The sequence below is a fragment of the Spongiactinospora sp. TRM90649 genome (assembly GCF_029382225.1).
Taxonomy (GTDB): Bacteria; Actinomycetota; Actinomycetes; order Streptosporangiales; family Streptosporangiaceae; genus Spongiactinospora.
On sequence record NZ_JARLTC010000010.1, the window covers coordinates 24961 to 42542 of the forward strand.

Below are 17582 nucleotides of genomic sequence, written 5' to 3' on the forward strand. Positions count from 1 at the left end.
GTCTGTGCCGAAATATGGCTCAACGCTCCGAACCGTGGACGCCCACCGGCTGGCCGGGCCGGTGCCGTCCGACGACCTGCCCGCCGACCCCCGGCCGGAGATGGACCGGCTCGGCATCGAGGCCGCCTGGGTCACCCACACGCTGAGCCTGTACTCCGACGCCCAGGAGGGCAACGAGGCCCTCCTTGCGCTCGGCGACCCGCGGCTGCGTCCGGTGCCGGTCGTGGTGCCGGGGGTGGCGGGCGCGTGCGCCCCGCGCGACCCGCGCGAGGTCCTGGACTGGGGCGTCCGGATGATCCGGCTCTGCCCGTCCCGGCACCGTTTCGAGCTGACCGGCCCGGTCGCCCTGCGCTGGCTCGGCGAACTGTCGTCCGCCGGCCTGCCGGTGGCGATCGACCTGGCCGAGACCTCGCCCGCCGAGCTGCGCGCGCTCGCCGCGAGCCTGCCGGGGCTGCGCGTCCTGCTGCTCAACCCCGGATACCGGCGGCTGCGCGCCGTGGCCGAGCTGATGGAGACCATCGCGGAGCTGCGCGTGGAGATCGGCACGGTGAACACCCAGGGCGGCGTGGAGTGGCTGGCCGAGCGCTTCGGGGCCGGGCGGCTGGTCTTCGGCACCGGCGCTCCGGAGAAGGACGACTGCGGCCCCAGGTTCATGCTCGACCACCTGGAACTGCCGCCCGGCGACATCGAGCTGATCGCGGCGGGCTCGCTGGAGGCGATGCTGTGATCCTCGACGCGCACGGGCACATCGGCCGGTGGCCCGACTTCCTGATCCCCGACCCCACCGCCGAGGGGCTGGTCCGCCACATGGACCGGCTCGGCATCACCGCCATGGGCGTCAGCCACCTGCTCGCGGTCGGCCCCGACGCCGGCACCGGCAACCGGCTGGCGGCCGAGGCCGCCGCCGCGCACCCCGGCAGGTTCGGCGTCTGGGAGGTCGCCAACCCCCACCACCGCCACCCGCTGACCGGCGGTCCCGCCGTCTGGGGGATCAAGCTGCACCCCGACGTCCACCTGTGCGCGCTCGACGACCCGCGCTACGACCACGTCTGGGAATACGCCCGCGAACACGGCATGCCCGTCCTGTCCCACGGCCAGACCGGCTCGCCGTGGAGCGACCCGTCGCGGTTCGCCGCCGTCGCCGCCCGCCACCCCGGCGTGCCGCTGCTCATGGGCCACAGCGGCCTCGAACCGGACGGCTTCGCCCGCGCCGCCGCCATCGCGGCCGACCACCCCGCGCTCTACCTGGAGACCTGCGGATCCAAGATCACCGGAAGGTGGATCGCCCGTCTGGTCGCCCTGGCCGGCGCCGACCGCGTCGTCTACGGCTCCGACGCCTGCTTCCTCGACCTGCGCGCCGGCTACGGCAAGCTCGCGCTGGCCCCCCTCGACGACGAGGCGCGGGCACTGGTGGCGGGCGGGAACCTGGCCCGGATCCTCGGCCCGGCGCTCGGCCGGACCCTCACCGCAAGCAGAGGAACACGACCATGACGCTCGCCCTCGACGGGGGCGCCCCCGTCCGCACCGCGCCCTGGCCCGCGTGGCCGCCGCCCCTCGATCCCGCGCAGCGGGAGCTGGTCACCAAGGTCCTGGAGAGCGGGCAGTGGGGGGCGACGCAGGGGCCGCTGTGCGGCGACCTGGCCGCCGCCTTCGCCCGGCTGTCGGGGGCCGGGCACGGCGTCACCGTCGGCAACGCCACCCTCGGGCTGTTCGCCGCCCTGCGCGGCCTCGGGGTCGGCCCCGGCGACGAGGTGATCGTGCCCGCCTACACGTTCGTGGCCTCGGCCTCGGCCGTGCTGCTCGCCGGGGCGGTCCCGGTGATCGCCGACGTCGATCCGGTGGACCTGCACCTGTCGGCCTCCGCCACCGAGGCGGCCGTCACCGCGAGGACGGCCGCGATCATGCCGGTGCACCTGGCCGGGAGCCCCGCCGACATGGACGCGCTCACCGAGGTCGCCGCCCGGCACGGCCTGGCCGTCGTCGAGGACTGCGCCCAGGCCCACGGCGCGCGGTACGCCGACCGGCCCATCGGCGGCCTCGGCGACGCCGGGGTCTACAGCTTCCAGTCGAGCAAGGCGATGACCGCAGGGGAGGGCGGCGTGATCGTCTGCCGGGACGAGGCGCTGCACGGCCGGATCTGGTCGGCCTGCAACGTCGGGCGGCGGCTCGGCGGCGAGTGGTACGGCCACCCGGAGGTGGGCTGGAACCTGCGCATGACCGACATCCAGGCGGCGCTGCTGCTGCCCTGGCTGGACCGGCTGCCCGGCGAGATCGCCCGCCGGGAGGCGTTCTGCCTGGAGGTGGAACGGCTGCTGGAGGGCCTGCCCGTACACGCGGTCCCCAGGCCGCCGGGCACCACCGCCGACAGCCGTCACCTGCTCATGCTGCGCCTGGAGACGCCCGCCGACCGGGAGTTCCTGCTCGCCGCCATGGCGGCCGAGGGCGTGCCGCTGGACGGCGGCTACCCGCACCTGACGGGGATGGACGCGCTGACGCGGGCGGGCGTCCGCGCGCTGCCCTGCCCGGCGGCCGAGGCGGCGTCCCGCGACGTGGTCTGGGTGCGCCAGTCGATGCTGATGGCCGACCCGGCGGAGGCGGCCGGGGTCGCCGAGGCGCTGGCGAAGGTGCTGCCCGCGGCGATGTCGCGCGTTCGCTGACCCGGTGTTGTCCGTGCGCTCCGGTGATGCTTGTATCGGACGTCATGAACGCAGGCGACGCCCCCGGCGCCTATGACGTCCGCAGGGCGGTCGAGGCAGTGTGGCGCATCGAGGCGGGCCGGATCATCGCCGGGCTCGCCCGGATCACCGGCGACATCGGCACGGCCGAGGAGCTCGCCCAGGACGCGCTGGTCATCGCGCTGGAGCAGTGGCCCGTCTCCGGCGTGCCCGCCAACCCCGGCGCGTGGTTGACGCTCACCGCCAAGCACCGGGCGATCGACCGGATGCGGCGCGGCGCCCGCTACGCGGAGAAGCTCGCCGAGGTGGGCAGAGACCTGGAGACGCGCCAGGAGAGCGCCGAGGCCGAACTCGATGACGCCCTCGACGACCACATCGGCGACGACCTGCTGCGCCTGCTGTTCACCGCCTGCCATCCGGTGCTGCCCGGCGAGGCCCGGGTGGCGCTCACCCTGCGCCTGCTCGGCGGCCTGACCACGGGGGAGATCGCGCGGGCGTTCCTCGTCCCCGAGCCCACCGTCGGGCAGCGGATCTCCCGCGCCAAGCGCACGCTCGCCGAACGGCGGGTGGCGATCGAACTGCCCGTGCCCGGTGAACTGTCCGGACGGCTCGCCTCGGTGCTGGAGGTGATCTACCTCATCTTCAACGAGGGCTACTCGGCGACCGCCGGCGCGGACTGGACCCGCCCGGACCTCTGCCGCGAGGCGACACGGCTGGGCCGGGTGCTCGCCGGGCTGATGCCGGACCAGGCCGAGGTGCACGGCCTGGTCGCGCTGATGGAGATCCAGGCGTCGCGGGTCGCGGCCCGGATCGGTCCCGGCGGCCGTCCGGTGCTGCTGGCCGACCAGGACCGCGCGAAATGGGACCGGCTGCTGATCCGGCGCGGGCTGGCCGCCCTGGCGCGGGCCGAGGAGATCGGCACGCTCGGCCCGTACGGCCTGCAGGCCGCCATCGCGGCATGCCACGCCCGCGCGCCCGCCTACCAGGACACCGACTGGGAGCGGATGGCCGCCCTGTACGTGCTGCTCGCCCACGTAGCGCCCTCGCCCGTCGTGGAGCTGAACCGCGCGGTCGCGGTGGGCATGGCCCACGGCCCCGAGCGGGGGCTCCAGATCGTGGACGGGCTGGCGGAGGAGGGGGCGCTGCGCGGCTACCCGCCGCTGCCCGCCGTGCGCGGCGACCTGCTGGCCAGGCTGGGACGCGCGGCGGAGGCCCGCGAGGAGTTCGAGCGGGCCGCCGCGCTCACCCGCAACGAGCGGGAGCGCGGGGTGTTCCTGGAGCGGGCCGCCGCTCTCGGCGGGTGAGGGGTCAGGCGGGCGTCCTGGAGGGGCGCCAGCCGAGCACGCTCGCGGTGTCGTCGCCGGTCACCGTGGCCGGATCGCCGGTGATCGCGAACCCCCGGTGCGGGCCGTCGTAGCCCAGCGCCGCCTCGATGGCCGCCGCCGTGTCCACGGCGGACAGCGGAGTGACGGGCCGCCCGTCTCCCATCGTGGGGTTGAACGGCTCGGCGCCGGTCGGCGGGCGCCACAGCGGCCAGTCGGCGTCAGGGGTCGGGTAGGCCAGCCGCAGGGACACCGCCGTGATCCCGCCCCCGGCCGCCTGGGTGCGGCACACCTCCTCGGCCAGCCGCTTGGACAGCCCGTACGGCTCGTCGGCGTCGGCGGCGAGACGGACGTCCACGGGCCTGACCCCGTAGTCGCGGAAGACCGCCAGGGTGCTGATGTGGACGAACCTGGGCACCCCATGCCGTCGCGCGGCGGTCAGCACGGCGTGCACGGACCCCACGTTGACCAGGTAGGCGGCGCAGACCCGGGCGGAATCGTCCACCTGCCCGCCGCGCGGGACGACGGCGGCGAGATGGATCACGGCGTCCATGCCGGCCAGGGCGTCGAGGGCGCCGGGCTCGGTCACGCCGGAGGCGACGACGGTGACGCCCGGCATGGCGGGGGCGGCCGGGTCGAGCACGGTCAGCTCGTGCCGGGCGCGAAGATGCGGGATCACGTGCCCGCCCACGGTTCCGCCGCCGCCGACGAGCAGGACGCGCATGCCGTACCTCCGGTGTCTCAAGGCGATGTCTCAAGGCGATGTCACGGTTCGATGTCGAGATCGATCTGAACCCTATAACGGACGGGGCCGAAATGACATCATGTTTCGGGCTAGGCCGATATAGGAGGGCTCAATTGAGACGGTTGGCATTGGTGGCGGGCCTCGTGGCCGCTCTGGCGCTGTGGCCGGGGGTCGCGACCGCCGATGGGCAGGCGCCCATGACCGGCGCGGAGGAGGACCTCGGGCATTCCATCCCGGCTCGCGTCCTCTCGCAGGAGCAATCGCAGGGCGTGGACGCCGAGGGGCGGCCCCAGGCGTACTGGGTGACGGCGGGCAACACCGAGACGCCGGCGATGTTCCAGGTCACCGACATCCGGTCGCGGCAGGTGGTGTTCCGGGAACGCCTCCCCGCCGGGATCAACAGCTGGGCGAGCACGTTCTCGGCCGCCGACGGCACGGTGTACTTCGGCATGACCGAGGGCCAGCTCTACCGCTGGAAGCCCGGCGACGCCAAGGTGACCTCGCTCGGCGTGCCGTACCAGGGGGAGGGCATCTGGCGCCTGGCCGCCGCGCCCGACGGCACCGTCTACGGCGGCACCTACCCGGGTGGGCTGCTCATCTCCTACGACCCGAGCTCGGGACGGTTCACGAACCACGGACAGCTCGTGCCGGGGGAGACCTACGGCAGGTCGCTGGCGGTGGACGAGAAGAGCGTCTACTTCGGCACCCAGCCCCGCGCCCGGATGGCCCGCTTCGACCGCGCCACCGGCCAGGCCGAGCAGATCGCGCTGCCCGCCGAGTACGCGACCCACGAGGTCGTCTACGACATGACCCTGGCCGGGAAGTACCTGCTGCTGCGCGTGCAGCCGTCCAACGACCTGCTCGTCTACGACCGTGAGAGCGGCACGTACGCCGACATCGTGAAGGCCATCTCCGGCCGGCAGATCTCCACCCTCGACCCCACGGGCCGCTACGTCTACTTCCGCATCTCCTCGGAAGGCGTGGTCCGCTACGACCTGACCACGCTGACCTGGACCAAGACCGGGTGGGGGCCGAACGCGTTCCCCGGCTCCTGGGCGTGGATCGACATGGCCGACCCGGACTTCCCCGGCAAGTCGCTGGCGATGACGTACTACTACGGGCGCATCTACGTCTGGAACCCCGAGACGCGCAAGTCCGCCTACGTCGGCGAGGCGGACCTGGAGGGCACGCCCAACCCGCTGCAGTCGCTCGGCCGCGCCCCCGACGGAGCGATCCACGTCGGCGCGTTCCTCTCCCCGCCCGGAATGGCGCGTTTCGACCCGGCGACGGGATCGACCGGCCTGCTGGCCTCCGCCGGGCAGGTCGAGGGCTTCGGCACCTACGGCCGTCACCTGGTCTACGGCCGCTACCCCGACGGCCAGCTCCTCGACTACGACATCGACCGGCCGTGGGCCTACGGCACCAACCCGGGGCCCGCCGTGACCATCGGCCGGGAGCAGGACAGGCCGCAGGCGTTCGCCGCCGTCGGCGACCTGATGGCGGTGGGCAGCGTGCCCAAGTCCGGACGGCTGGGCGGCGCCCTCACCCTCTGGAACCCGGCCACCGGCGCGATCGACGTGCGCCGTGACATCGTGCCCGCGCAGAGCGTGGTCTCCCTGGCCGCGGCGGACGGCCTGATCTACGGCGGCACCTCGATCAACGGCGGCTACGGCATCGAGCCCACCGCCACCGAGGCCCGGCTGTTCGTGTTCGACCCCGCCACCGGCAAGGTCGTCCGCACCATCACCCCCGTGCCCGGCGCCACCTCGGTCAACGCGCTGACCGTCGACGCCAGGGGCCGGATCTGGGGCCTGGCCGACGGCACGGTGTTCGCCTACGACGCCCGCCCGGGCAAGGTGGTGAAGTCCAGGAAGATCTTCCCCGTCCAGAAGACCATGTACGGCCAGGAGCGCGGCCTGGTGCTGCGTGACGGCCGCACGGCCTACGCCTCGATCGCCGGTGCGCTGTGGCGGATCGACGTGCCCAGCATGAAGGCGGTCAAGGTGGTCGGCGGCGGCGTCTCGCACCTCATCGAAGGCGGCGACGGCAACCTCTACTACACCCGTAGCACCAAGCTCTACCGCTGGAAATTCTGACATTCTGCGGTGAGATACCGGCTCCATATCTCGCCCCGTGCATCCCGTGGCGCGTTGCGACGCCCGGGCCGCTCAGGCCACGGCGAACGGGCCCAGCTCCGGCGGGATCTTCGCGGCGGCGGCACGGTCCAGCAGGAACAGCGTGCGCCCACCGCGCGCCCCGGCGGCCGGGATCTGCATGACCCCCGCGCCGCCGAGCGCCAGCCGGGCCGCCTTGGCCTTCTCCTCGCCCGCCGCGACCACCCAGACCTCACGGGCCGCCCGGATCGACGGCATGGTCAGCGAGATCCTGGTCGGCGGCGGCTTGGGGGAGCCGTGCACCGCCACCACCGGACGCTCGTCGTACAGCGCGGGCGACTCCGGGAACAGCGAGGCGACGTGGCCGTCCGGCCCCATCCCCAAGAGGAGCAGGTCGAACGCGGGCACCGGCCCGTGATCCTCCGGCCGGGCCGCGCGGCGCAGCTCCCGGGCGTAGGCCTCGGCCGACTCCTCGGCCGACATCCCCGAGTCGGGCCCCCGCATGACGTGGACCCGCTCCGGGTCCACGTCCACGTGGTCGAGCAGCGCCGCCCGCGCGCCCGTCTCGTTGCGCTCCGCGTCGCCCTCGTCCAGGAAACGCTCGTCGCCCCACCAGATGTCCAGGTGGCGCCAGTCCACCGCGTCACGCGCCGGGGTGGCCGCGACCTCGGCCAGCGTCGCCAGGCCCACCGTGCCACCGGTGAGCACCAGCGAGGCGGACCCGGCCGCGGACTGCCGGTCCACCAGACGCGAGATGAGACGGGCGGCGACGGCCTTGGCGAGCACGTCGGCGTCGCGGTGCACGACAACGCCGGGAACGGTCACGGTGGTGCCCTTCTTGATGGTTCTAGTGGTACGGCGCGGCGGCTAGCCGGCCAGTCGCCGGATCGCCGTCGCGTAGATCTCGTCAGGGTCGAGCCGGCGGAGCTCCTCGGCCAGCAGCTCCGAGGTCGGTCGGCGCGCCAGCGCCACCCGGCGGTCCGGCTGCCCCGGCCGCGACAGCGTCGCCAGCCGCGAGTCGGTCCTGGTGACCCGGACCTCGCCGTCGGCAGTGACCAGCCGCACCCCGGTCAGGCCGGGCCCGGCGGAGTCGGCCACCTCGATCGGCGCGCCCAGCCGCTCCGACAGCCACGCCGCGAGCAGCGGCGGGCTCGGATCTCCGGAGACCCCCTCCACGGCGCCCGAATCGACCTCACCGATCGGCTGGTCGAGCGCCGCGGCCAGCAGGCTGCGCCACGGGGTCAGCCGGGTCCAGGCCAGATCGGTGTCGCCGGGAATGTAACCCCTGGACCGGTTCGTGATCGCTTTGACCGCGTCGGCCGAGGCCCTGGCGTCGGTGATCCGCCGCTGGGCCAGCAGGCCGATCGGGTTCTTGGCGGGGACCTGCGGGCAGTCGCCCGGCCACCAGGCGACCACCGGGGTGTCGGGCAGCAGCAGCGGGCTCACCACGGACTCGGCGTGCCGGGTCAGCTCGCCGTACAGGCGCAGCAGGACCGTCTCGCCCGGTGTGGACTCGCCGATCCGCAGCTCGGCGTCGAGCCGGCTCGGCTCGTCGTCGGAGCGCGCGATCACCACGACGATCCGCGAGGGATGCTCGCGGGCGGCGTCGGTGGCCGCGCGCACCGCGTCGTACTGGTTGCTCTCATCGCAGACCGTCACCAGCGTCAGCACCATGCCGATGGCAGGCGCCCCCATCTGGTGGCGCAGATGGGTGAGCTGAGTGGAGATCTTGGAGGCGGTCGTGCCGCTCAGCATGAAGCTCGTCATGTCAGAGCCTCCTCCAGACCCGCCCGTCGCGGGCCATCATCTTGTCGGCCGACGCCGGGCCCCACGTGCCCGCCGCGTAACCCTCCGGCTGCCCCTGGGTGGCCCAGAAGTCTTCGATCGGGTCGAGGATCCGCCAGGACAGCTCCACCTCCCGCTGATGCGGGAACAACGGCGGATCGCCGATCAGCACGTCGACCAGCAGCCGCTCGTAGGCCTCGGGGGAGGACTCCATGAAGGACTCGCCGTAGGCGAAGTCCATGCTCACATCGCGGACCTCCATGGCCGTGCCCGGCACCTTCGAGCCGAACCTGACCGTGATGCCCTCGTCCGGCTGGACCCGGATGACCAGGGCGTTCTGCCCGAGGATCTCGGTGTCGTCCTTGCTGAAGGGCAGGTGCGGGGCCCGCTGGAACACGATCGCGACCTCGGTCACCCGGCGGCCCAGCCGCTTGCCGGTGCGCAGGTAGAACGGCACGCCCGCCCAGCGCCGGTTGGCGATCTCCAGCTTGACCGCCGCGTAGGTCTCGGTCACCGAGTCCGGCGGGATGCCGTCCTCCTCCAGGTAGCCCACCACGTGCTCGCCGCCCTGCCAGCCCGCGGTGTAGGCCCCGCGCGCGGTGCCCAGCGCCAGGTCGTGCGGCAGCCGCACGGCCTTGAGGACCTTCTCCTTCTCCCGGCGCAGCGCGTCGGCGTCGAAGGACGTGGGGTCCTCCATGCCGATCAGCGCCAGGAGCTGCAGCAGGTGGTTCTGGATGACGTCGCGCGCGGCGCCGATGCCGTCGTAGTAGCCGGCCCGGCCGCCGATGCCGATGTCCTCGGCCATGGTGATCTGCACGTGGTCCACGTAGCCGCGGTTCCAGATCGGTTCCCACAGGTTGTTGGCGAACCGCAGCGCCATGATGTTCTGGACGGTCTCCTTGCCCAGGTAGTGGTCGATCCGGAAGACCGAGCTCTCCGGGAAGACCGCGCTGGTGATGGAGTTCAGCTCCTGGGCGCTCCGCAGGTCGTGCCCGAACGGCTTCTCGATGACGACCCGCCGCCAGGCCCCGTCGGGCGCGTCGGCCAGCCCCGTGCGCCGGAGCTGCTCGACCACCTTGGGGAAGAACTTCGGCGGCACCGACAGGTAGAAGGCGTAGTTGCCGCCCGTGCCGCGGGTCTCGTCGATCTCCTTCAGCGCCATGGCCAGCGCGTCGAACGCGCCGTCGTCGGAGAACTCGCCGGGCACGAAGGCGATGCCCTCGCGAAGCTGCCGCCAGACCTCCTCGCGGAACGGCGTGCGCGCGTGCTCCTTGATGGCGTCGTGGGTGAGCTGCGCGAAGTCCTGGTCACGCCACTCCCGCCGGGCGAACCCGACCAGGGAGAACCCCGGGGGCAGCAGCCCCCGGTTGCCCAGGTCGTAGATCGCCGGCAGCAGCTTCCGCTTGGCCAGGTCACCGGTGACCCCGAACAGCACCAGCACACACGGCCCCGCCACGCGGGGCAGGCGCTTGTCGCGCGGGTCGCGCAGCGGGTTGGTCCGCATCACGTCTTCCGTCGTCGCCGCCACCGACGCCGCGGCGGCGACGGTCTGTGCCTCGTCCGCAGGAGCGGCCGGCTCAGTGCTCATCTGTCTGGCCCTCGCTCGAATATCCCTGATCCGTGGTCATTCCTTGCGGGCCGCGGCGAGGAGGTGGGCCACGCCCGCCACGCGGTCGGTGAGGTGCAGCCGGACCACCGGCCGCCCGCGCCCCGTGAGCGCGCCGAGATCGCCGAGCGCCTGGGCGAGCTGCAGCCTGCCCAGCGTGTACGGCTTGCCCGGCACCTCGATGTCGTCGGTCACCGCGCCGGTGATCTGCAGGAACACGCCGTTCTGCGGGCCGCCCTTGTGATACTGGCCGGTGGAGTGCAGGAAGCGCGGCCCCCAGCCGAAGGTCACCGGCCGCTCGGTGCGCACGGCCAGCAGTGCCCGCAGGGTCGCCGGGTCGCGTGCCGTCCACGCCTCGGTGAGCTGGTCGAGGGAGGCGTCCTCGGGCTGCGCGACGTCGAAGGCGGCCCAGCGGTCCAGGTAGGCCAGCACCGCGAGGTAACCGTCGTCGGGCACCGCGCGCAGCAGCCCGGTGAGCACGTCGGAGAGGTCGGACGGGTCGCCCGGCACGTGGCCGTAGACCTCGACCGGGCCGTCCACCAGAACGGGCTTCTCCTCGCCGAACCCGGCCGCGAGGATCGCGGCGGTGTTCTCCTTGGACTCGGCCACGTTCGGCTGGTCGAACGGGTCGATGCCGAGCAGCCGGCCGGCGATCGCCGTGGCGTACTCCCAGACCAGGAACTGCGCCCCGAGCGGGCCGTCCACCCGAACCCGGCCCTCGCCGCCGATGCCTACCACGAACTCGTCGGGAGCGCCGGTCGGGTCGCCGGAGACCACCGGCAGGACGCCCTTGCCGTTCTTGCCGGTGGACTCGGCCACGAGCTGCTCGATCCAGTCGGGCAGGCCGCTGATCTCGGACAGACGGTCGTCCAGCAGCAGCTTGTCCCGGCCGTCGAGCGCGGCCTGGCCGAGCGCGGCCCCCAGGTCGAGCCCGGGGTTGCCCTCGGTCTCGGCCAGCGAGGCGTGCACCGCCTCGGCGTCGTCGAGCAGCCGCGTGACGTCGGCCCCGGCCAGCGCGCTGGGCACCAGGCCGAAGGCGCTCAGCGCGCTGTAGCGCCCGCCCACGTTGGGGTCGGCCAGGATCACCGTGTAGCCCGCCTCGATGGCGGCCTGTTCCAGCGGCGAGCCGGGGTCGGTGACGACCACGATCCGGTCGGCCGGGTCGATCCCGGCGTCGCGGAAGGCCCGCTCGTAGATCCGGCGGTGACTGTCGGTCTCGACCGTGCCGCCGCTCTTGCTCGCCACCACCAGGATCGTGCGCTCCAGGCGGTCGTCCAGCGCCCGGCGCACCTGGCCGGGGTCGGTGGTGTCGAGCACGGTCAGCGGGACGTCGGCGGTGGCGCAGATGACCTCGGGCGCCAGCGAGGAGCCGCCCATGCCCGCCAGCACCACGTGGTCGAGGCCCTCGGCGCGGGCCCGCTCCACCAGTTCGCCGATCTCGGGCAGCAGCTCCCTGCTGGTCAGCGGGAGGTTGAGCCAGCCGAGGCGGATGGCCGCCTCGGCCTGGGCGTCCGGGCCCCACAGCGTGGGGTCGCCGGCGGCGAGCGCCTGTGGCACGCCGTCGGCGGCCAGGGCGCCGGCCGCCCGCGCGGCGCCGTCCGCCGTCGCGTCGTCACCGAATGTCACCGTCATTGGGTTCACGCCTTCTTCAGCTCGGCCGTCACCGTGTCGATCAGCTCGTTCCAGGACGTCTCGAACTTCGCGACGCCCTCGTCTTCGAGCACCCGCACGACGTCGTCGTAGTCGATGCCCGCCGCCTTCAACGCCGCCATGGTGTTCCACGCCTGCTCGTAGAAGGGGCGGACCGTGTCGCCATCGATCCTGGCATGGCCGGCGGCCGCGTCGAGGGTCTTTTCCGGCATGGTGTTGACCACCCCGGAGGTGACCAGTTCGTCGATGTAGAGCGTGTCCGGGTAGTCCGGGTTCTTGGTGCCGGTGGACGCCCACAGCGGGCGCTGCGGCCGGGCTCCTTCGGCGGCCAGCGCCTTCCACCGCTCGGAGGCGATGACGTCTTCGAAGGCGGCGTGCGCCAGCCGGGCGTTCGCCACGGCGGCCTTGCCCTTGAGCTCCCGCGCGGCGTCGGTGCCGACGGCGTCGAGGCGCTTGTCCACCTCGGTGTCCACGCGGCTGACGAAGAACGAGCCCACCGACTCGATCGACGAGACGTCGAGGCCGTTGGCCTTGGCCTGCTCCAGGCCGGACAGCCAGGCGTCGAGTACCGCGCGGTAGCGCTCCAGGGAGAAGATCAGCGTGACGTTGACGCTGATGCCCTCGGCCAGCGCCGCGGTGATCGCGGGCAGGCCCTCCTCGGTCGCCGGGATCTTGATGAACAGGTTGGGCCGGTCCACCAGCCACCACAGCGCGCGGGCCTCGGCGACGGTGCGCTCGGTCTCCCTGGCCAGCCGGGGGTCCACCTCGATGGACACCCGGCCGTCCACGCCGCCGGTGGCGTCGTACACCGGGCGCAGCACGTCGGCGGCCCAGCGGATGTCGTAGGTCGTGATCGCGCGCACGGCCTCGCCCACGTCGACCCCGCGCACCCGCAGGTCGTGAAGCTGGCCCTCGTAGGCGTCGCCCTTGCTGAGCGCGGCGGCGAAGATCGTCGGATTCGACGTCACGCCCACCACGTTCTTCGTGCGCACCAGATCGGCAAGGTTGCCGGTGCGCAGCCGATCGCGGCTGATGTCGTCAAGCCAGATGGCCACTCCGTGGGCCGCCAGCCTGTCAAGGATCTCGCTCATGGTCAGTTTCCCGTCGTCTCGCCCTTGTCGGCCCCCGTCCGCGCGAGGCTGGCGTTGGCCGCCGCCACCACGCGGTCGGCGGTCAGGCCGAACTGCTCGAACAAGGTCCGGTACGGTGCCGAGGCACCGAAGTGCTCAATGCTGAGCACTTCCCCCTCTTCTCCCACGAACTCCCGCCAGCCCATCGCGATTCCCGCTTCGACCGCCACACGGGCCTTGATCTCGTGCGGCAGCACCTCCTCGCGGTAGGCGCGGTCCTGGGCGCGGAACCACTCCACGCACGGCATCGACACGACACGGGCCGGAACGCCCTTGGCCTCCAGGGTCTCGCGCGCCGAAAGGGCGAGCTCGACCTCGCTGCCGGTGGCGATGAGGATCACCCTGGGGCGGTCGCCCGACGCCTCGCGCAGGATGTAACCGCCCCTGGCGACCTTCGCCGCGTCGGCGGTCTCGGCCAGCACCGGGAGGTTCTGGCGGGTCAGCGCCAGCGCCGCCGGGCGGTCGGTGTGCTGCAGCACGATCCTCCAGGCCGCCGCCGTCTCGTTGGCGTCGGCCGGGCGCACGACGTCGAGGCCCGGAATGGCGCGCAGCGCCCACAGGTGCTCGATCGGCTGGTGGGTCGGGCCGTCCTCGCCCAGACCGATGGAGTCGTGGGTCCACACGTAGATGACGGGCAGCTTCATCAGCGCCGCCAGCCGGACGGCCGGGCGCATGTAGTCGGAGAAGACCAGGAAGGTGCCGCCGTAGGGGCGGGTGCCGCCGTGCAGGGCGATGCCGTTGAGGATGGCGCCCATGCCGTGCTCACGGATGCCGAAGTGCAGGGTGCGCCCGTACTTGTTGCCGGGGAACTCCTTGGTCTGGAACTCCTCGGGGATGAAGGAGGGCTCACCCTTCATCGTGGTGTTGTTGGACTCGGCCAGGTCGGCCGAACCGCCCCACAGCTCGGGGAGCACCGGCGCGAGCGCGCTGAGCACCTGCCCGGACGCCTTGCGGGTGGCCACCGAGCCGCCCGCCTCGAACGACGGCAGCGCCGCCGTCCACCCCTCCGGCAGCTCCCTGGCGGAGATCCGGTCGAACTCCGCCGCGCGGCGCGGGTTGTCGGCACGCCACGCCTGGTACGACTTCTCCCAGTCGGCGCGGGCGTCGCGGCCCCGGCGCACCACCTCGCGGGCGTGTTCGAGCACCTCGTCCGGCACCTGGAAGGAGACGGCGGGGTCGAGCCCGAGGATCTCCTTGGTGGCGGCCACCTCGTCGGCGCCGAGCGCAGAGCCGTGGATCTTGCCGGTGTTGCGCTTGTTAGGGGCGGGCCAGCCGATGATGGTGCGCAGCCTGATCAGGCTGGGACGGCCGGTCTCGGCGCGCGCCTCCTCCATCGCGGCGTGCAGCCGCTGCACGTCCTCGACGTACTCACCGGTGGCGGTCCAGTCGACGTCGACGACGTGCCAGCCGTACGCCTCGTAGCGCTTGGCGACATCTTCCGACAGCGCGATCCGGGTGTCGTCCTCGATGGAGATGTGGTTGCTGTCGTACAGCACGACCAGGTTGCCGAGCCGCTGGTGGCCGGCCAGGGCGCTCACCTCGTGGCTGATGCCCTCCTCGATGTCGCCGTCGGAGGCGAAACACCAGATCATGTGGTCGAAGGGGCTGGTGCCGGGGGCGGCGTCCGGGTCGAACAGGCCCCGCTCGCGCCGGGCGGCCATGGCCATGCCCACCGCGTTGCCGATGCCCTGGCCGAGCGGGCCGGTGGTCGTCTCCACGCCCACGGTGTGCCCGTGCTCGGGGTGACCGGGGGTGAGGCTGTCCCACTGGCGCAGCCGCCTGAGGTCGTCGAGCGTCAGGCCGTAGCCGGACAGGTAGAGCTGAACGTAGAGGGTGAGGCTGGAATGGCCACAGGAGAGGACGAACCGATCACGCCCCGCCCAGCCGGGCTCGGAGGGGTCGTGGCGCATGGTCCGCTGGAAAAGCAGATACGCGGCCGGGGCGAGGCTCATGGCGGTGCCGGGGTGCCCCGAGCCGGCCTTCTCCACCGCGTCCATAGCCAGGGCGCGGACGACGTCGACTGCGCGCCGGTCGAGGTCGGTCCACTCAAGTGCTGGCAAGACTTCGCTGCTCAACTGCTCGATCTCCGGATCTACTCGTGATTGTGGCGCCGGTTGGCATTTCCCGCCCACATCGGACCCTAACGGGTCGAGCCTCCCAGCGTGGGGCGGCCCGCCGTGCCGCTTGACCGGCCCCGATGAATTCTTCCTGCGGAGGGGACGAAACCCGTGTTCGGAGCCTTCCGCCACGCGGCGCCCGGCCCCCGTACCGGGACCGGTGGTGCCTGGCACTACAGTGAGTCTCCGAGCTGGCTGGTGCCCGCACATTCCACGGATCCGCTCTGATCAGAGGTTACGCGTTGACCCCGCACGTGCTGGAAGCGCCTTGACGGTGCTGACGAACAAGCCCTCGGCGGCCACGATAGAGGCCGCCGCCCAGGCGCGTCCCCTTTCCGGGCACCGCGCGGTGGGCACGGTGATCAAGGCCTATGTCGCTCTGACGAAGCCGCGGATCATCGAGCTGCTCCTGATCACCACCCTGCCCGTGATGTTCCTGGCGGCCCGCGGCCTGCCCGCCCTGTGGCCGGCCGTCGCCACGCTGGTGTTCGGCACCCTGTCGGCGGGCAGCGCCAACGCGCTGAACTGCTACATCGACCGCGACATCGACGCGGCCATGCGGCGCACCCGCCGCCGCCCGCTGGCCCGCCACGAGGTCTCGCCCAGGGGCGCGCTGGTCTTCGGCGTGGTGCTCGGCGCGCTGGCCACGCTGGGCCTGGGCCTGTCGGTGAACTGGCTGGCCGGGCTGCTGTCACTGGCGGCGATCCTCTTCTACGTCTTCGTGTACTCCCTGCTGCTCAAGCGGCGCACGTCGCAGAACGTGGTGTGGGGCGGCATCGCCGGGTGCATGCCGGTGCTGATCGGCTGGGCCGGGATCACCGGGCGGCTCGACTGGGCGCCGCTGGTGCTGTTCGGGGTGGTCTTCTTCTGGACCCCGCCGCACACCTGGACGCTGGCGATGCGCTACCGCGAGGACTACGCCGCCGCCGAGGTGCCGATGCTCCCCGTGGTCGCCACCGAGCGCCGGGTGGTGCTGGAGAGCATCGCCTACACCTGGGCCACCGTGGCGTGCTCGCTGCTGCTGTGGCCGGTGGCCGGCACCACGCTGCTCTACCCGGCCGTCGCCGTCGTGCTCGGCGCCGCCTGCCTGTGGGAGGTGCACCGCCTGCTGGCCCGCGTCAACGCGGGCAAGACCGGTGTGGCGCTGCGGCCGATGCGGTTCTTCCACTGGTCCAACGCCTACCTGGCGCTGCTCTTCCTGGCCGTCGCGGTCGACTCCCTGCTGGCCTGAACCGGCCGGGAGCGGACAGGTCGTGGCTGATCGGTTACCCTCGCCACATGATGAGCCGTGATCCCCGCTGGGTGCTCAAGGACCGCCCTTCGTTCGGACTCATCATCGGGCTGGTCGTCACCGGTCTGTGCGCCCTGGCGTCCTTCTCATTCGACCTGCTCGACGGCGGGACGGTCCGGTTCTTCATCGCCCTCATCCTGGCCATCGCCCCGGTGCCGCTGCTGCTGGCGGCCGTGCTCGGCCTGGACCGCATGGAGCCCGAGCCCAGGAGCAACCTGATCTTCGCGTTCGCGTGGGGCGCCGGCGTCGCCGTCCTGATCGCGGGCATCGTCAACTCCCTTGGCCTGCTCTACATCCGCGACGCCGCGGGCCTCAACCCCGCCGACGCCAGGGGCATCGCGGCCACCTTCGGCGCCCCCGTGGTCGAGGAGACCATGAAGGGCCTGGTGCTGCTCGGCCTGCTGCGGTTTCGCCGGCAGGAGCTGGACGGCCCCACCGACGGCATCATCTACGCCTGCATGGTCGGCCTCGGCTTCGCCATGTCGGAGAACGTCAGTTACTACGTCGCCGCGCAGAGCGGCGAGCTGGGCGGGCAGGACCTCGCGGTGACCGTGGTGCTGCGGGGCATCCTGTCGCCCTTCGCCCATCCGCTGTTCACCTCGATGATCGGCATCGCGGTGGCGGTCGCGGCCAGGCGCAGTGGTTCCGGGCGGGTGCTGGTGGTGGTGGCCGGCTGGATCGGCGCCATGCTGCTGCACGGGCTGTGGAACGGCTTCGCCACCTACGGCGGGTTCGTCGGCCTGGCCATCGCCTACCTGGTCCTGATGCTGGTCCTGTTCGTGCTGATCGGCGTCGTGATCCGCGACCGGCGGCGCATCGTCGCGCTGATCCAGCGCTACCTGCCCGCCTACCAGCCGACGGGGCTGATCACCCCGGCCGACGTGGCCATGCTGTCCTCGCTGCCCGCCCGCCGTCAGGCCAGGCAGTACGCCAGGGCGCACGGCGGCAAGGGCGGGCTGCGCGCGATGAACGACTACCAGCTCGCCGCGACGGAGCTGGGGCTGCTGCACGAGCGGGCGGCGCGGCGGGCGATCGGCGAGCGGACCTTCTACGACGAGCAGCGGGCCCTGCTGGAGTGCCTGCGGATGGCCAGGATCGGCATGCCCGTGCCGGGCGCCACGGCCCTCTAGGCACGGCCCCTGGGCGC

Annotated in this window: 14 protein-coding genes; 7 read left to right on the forward strand and 7 right to left on the reverse strand. The window is 72.7% G+C overall.

The genetic code is table 11. The annotated features are described in order from the left end of the window. The first annotated feature begins 34 nt into the window (after nt 1-34). From P3X83_RS13960 to P3X83_RS13975, 4 genes are read left to right on the forward strand one after another with little or no spacing between them, the layout of a single operon-like run. On the forward strand, nt 35-727 hold the full coding sequence (locus P3X83_RS13960; protein ID WP_277305453.1) for an amidohydrolase family protein: 693 nt from the start codon (nt 35-37) through the stop codon (nt 725-727). Continuing rightward, nucleotides 724-1491 (forward strand): amidohydrolase family protein, encoded by a 768-nt coding sequence (locus P3X83_RS13965; RefSeq protein ID WP_277305454.1) that lies wholly within the window; start codon nt 724-726, stop codon nt 1489-1491. Before P3X83_RS13960 ends, P3X83_RS13965 begins: the two co-directional genes overlap by 4 nt. Further along, nucleotides 1488-2657: a DegT/DnrJ/EryC1/StrS family aminotransferase gene (locus P3X83_RS13970; RefSeq protein ID WP_277305455.1), complete on the forward strand. Its 1170-nt coding sequence runs from the start codon at nt 1488-1490 to the stop codon at nt 2655-2657. The genes P3X83_RS13965 and P3X83_RS13970 overlap by 4 nt, the downstream gene beginning before the upstream one ends. 44 nt (nt 2658-2701) lie before the next feature. Beyond that, on the forward strand, nt 2702-3979 hold the full coding sequence (locus P3X83_RS13975; RefSeq protein WP_277305456.1) for an RNA polymerase sigma factor: 1278 nt from the start codon (nt 2702-2704) through the stop codon (nt 3977-3979). Between the two features lie 4 nt (nt 3980-3983). Here the strand turns inward: P3X83_RS13975 and P3X83_RS13980 are convergent, their stop codons facing one another. Further along, entirely contained in the window at nt 3984-4721 is a 738-nt protein-coding gene (locus P3X83_RS13980) for an NAD(P)-dependent oxidoreductase (RefSeq protein WP_277305457.1), read from the reverse strand. Nucleotides 4722-4855: 134 nt separating this feature from the next. Between P3X83_RS13980 and P3X83_RS13985 the strand changes: the two genes are divergently transcribed. Then, nucleotides 4856-6838 carry a hypothetical protein gene (locus P3X83_RS13985; protein WP_277305458.1) on the forward strand — a complete coding sequence of 661 codons (1983 nt, stop codon included), beginning with the start codon at nt 4856-4858 and terminating at the stop codon, nt 6836-6838. 72 nt (nt 6839-6910) lie between these two features. On the opposite strand, the gene pgl is transcribed toward P3X83_RS13985, so the two are convergent. The 6 genes from pgl to tkt all read right to left on the reverse strand — a co-directional run bounded on the left by pgl (nt 6911) and on the right by tkt (nt 15087). Beyond that, nucleotides 6911-7681, reverse strand: coding sequence for a 6-phosphogluconolactonase (pgl, locus tag P3X83_RS13990; RefSeq protein WP_277305459.1), 771 nt, complete (start codon nt 7679-7681; stop codon nt 6911-6913). A gap of 42 nt (nt 7682-7723) precedes the next feature. Beyond that, complete coding sequence (locus P3X83_RS13995; RefSeq protein ID WP_277305460.1) at nt 7724-8623, reverse strand: glucose-6-phosphate dehydrogenase assembly protein OpcA; 900 nt, start codon at nt 8621-8623, stop codon at nt 7724-7726. Between the two features lies 1 nt (nt 8624). After that, the gene (gene zwf, locus P3X83_RS14000) at nt 8625-10145 is read right to left on the reverse strand and encodes a glucose-6-phosphate dehydrogenase (protein ID WP_277305663.1); all 1521 of its coding nucleotides are present in this window, start codon (nt 10143-10145) and stop codon (nt 8625-8627) included. Nucleotides 10146-10265: 120 nt separating this feature from the next. Continuing rightward, the gene (locus P3X83_RS14005) at nt 10266-11879 is read right to left on the reverse strand and encodes a glucose-6-phosphate isomerase (protein WP_277305461.1); all 1614 of its coding nucleotides are present in this window, start codon (nt 11877-11879) and stop codon (nt 10266-10268) included. A gap of 5 nt (nt 11880-11884) precedes the next feature. Next, nucleotides 11885-12988, reverse strand: a complete 1104-nt coding sequence (gene tal / locus P3X83_RS14010) for a transaldolase (protein ID WP_277305462.1) — start codon at nt 12986-12988, stop codon at nt 11885-11887. Between the two features lie 2 nt (nt 12989-12990). Continuing rightward, a complete protein-coding gene (tkt, locus tag P3X83_RS14015; protein ID WP_277305463.1) occupies nt 12991-15087 on the reverse strand; it encodes a transketolase in 2097 nt (698 codons plus the stop codon). Nucleotides 15088-15448: 361 nt separating this feature from the next. Here tkt and P3X83_RS14020 point away from each other — a divergent pair, with 361 nt between their 5' ends. Next, nucleotides 15449-16375 carry a heme o synthase gene (locus P3X83_RS14020; RefSeq protein WP_277305664.1) on the forward strand — a complete coding sequence of 309 codons (927 nt, stop codon included), beginning with the start codon at nt 15449-15451 and terminating at the stop codon, nt 16373-16375. 47 nt (nt 16376-16422) lie between these two features. Next, nucleotides 16423-17565 (forward strand): PrsW family intramembrane metalloprotease, encoded by a 1143-nt coding sequence (locus tag P3X83_RS14025; RefSeq protein WP_277305464.1) that lies wholly within the window; start codon nt 16423-16425, stop codon nt 17563-17565. Nucleotides 17566-17582 lie beyond the last annotated feature (17 nt).

Bases quoted from the DNA above. Each gene is read 5' to 3' on its own strand.
- P3X83_RS14025 (WP_277305464.1), top strand. From the start codon at position 16,423: ATGATGAGCCGTGATCCCCGCTGGGTGCTCAAGGACCGCCCTTCGTTC.
- tal (WP_277305462.1), bottom strand. From the start codon at position 12,988: ATGAGCGAGATCCTTGACAGGCTGGCGGCCCACGGAGTGGCCATCTGG.
- P3X83_RS13970 (WP_277305455.1), top strand. From the start codon at position 1,488: ATGACGCTCGCCCTCGACGGGGGCGCCCCCGTCCGCACCGCGCCCTGG.
- P3X83_RS14005 (WP_277305461.1), bottom strand. From the start codon at position 11,879: ATGACGGTGACATTCGGTGACGACGCGACGGCGGACGGCGCCGCGCGG.
- P3X83_RS13975 (WP_277305456.1), top strand. From the start codon at position 2,702: ATGAACGCAGGCGACGCCCCCGGCGCCTATGACGTCCGCAGGGCGGTC.
- P3X83_RS13980 (WP_277305457.1), bottom strand. From the start codon at position 4,721: ATGCGCGTCCTGCTCGTCGGCGGCGGCGGAACCGTGGGCGGGCACGTG.
- zwf (WP_277305663.1), bottom strand. From the start codon at position 10,145: ATGCGGACCAACCCGCTGCGCGACCCGCGCGACAAGCGCCTGCCCCGC.
- P3X83_RS13995 (WP_277305460.1), bottom strand. From the start codon at position 8,623: ATGACGAGCTTCATGCTGAGCGGCACGACCGCCTCCAAGATCTCCACT.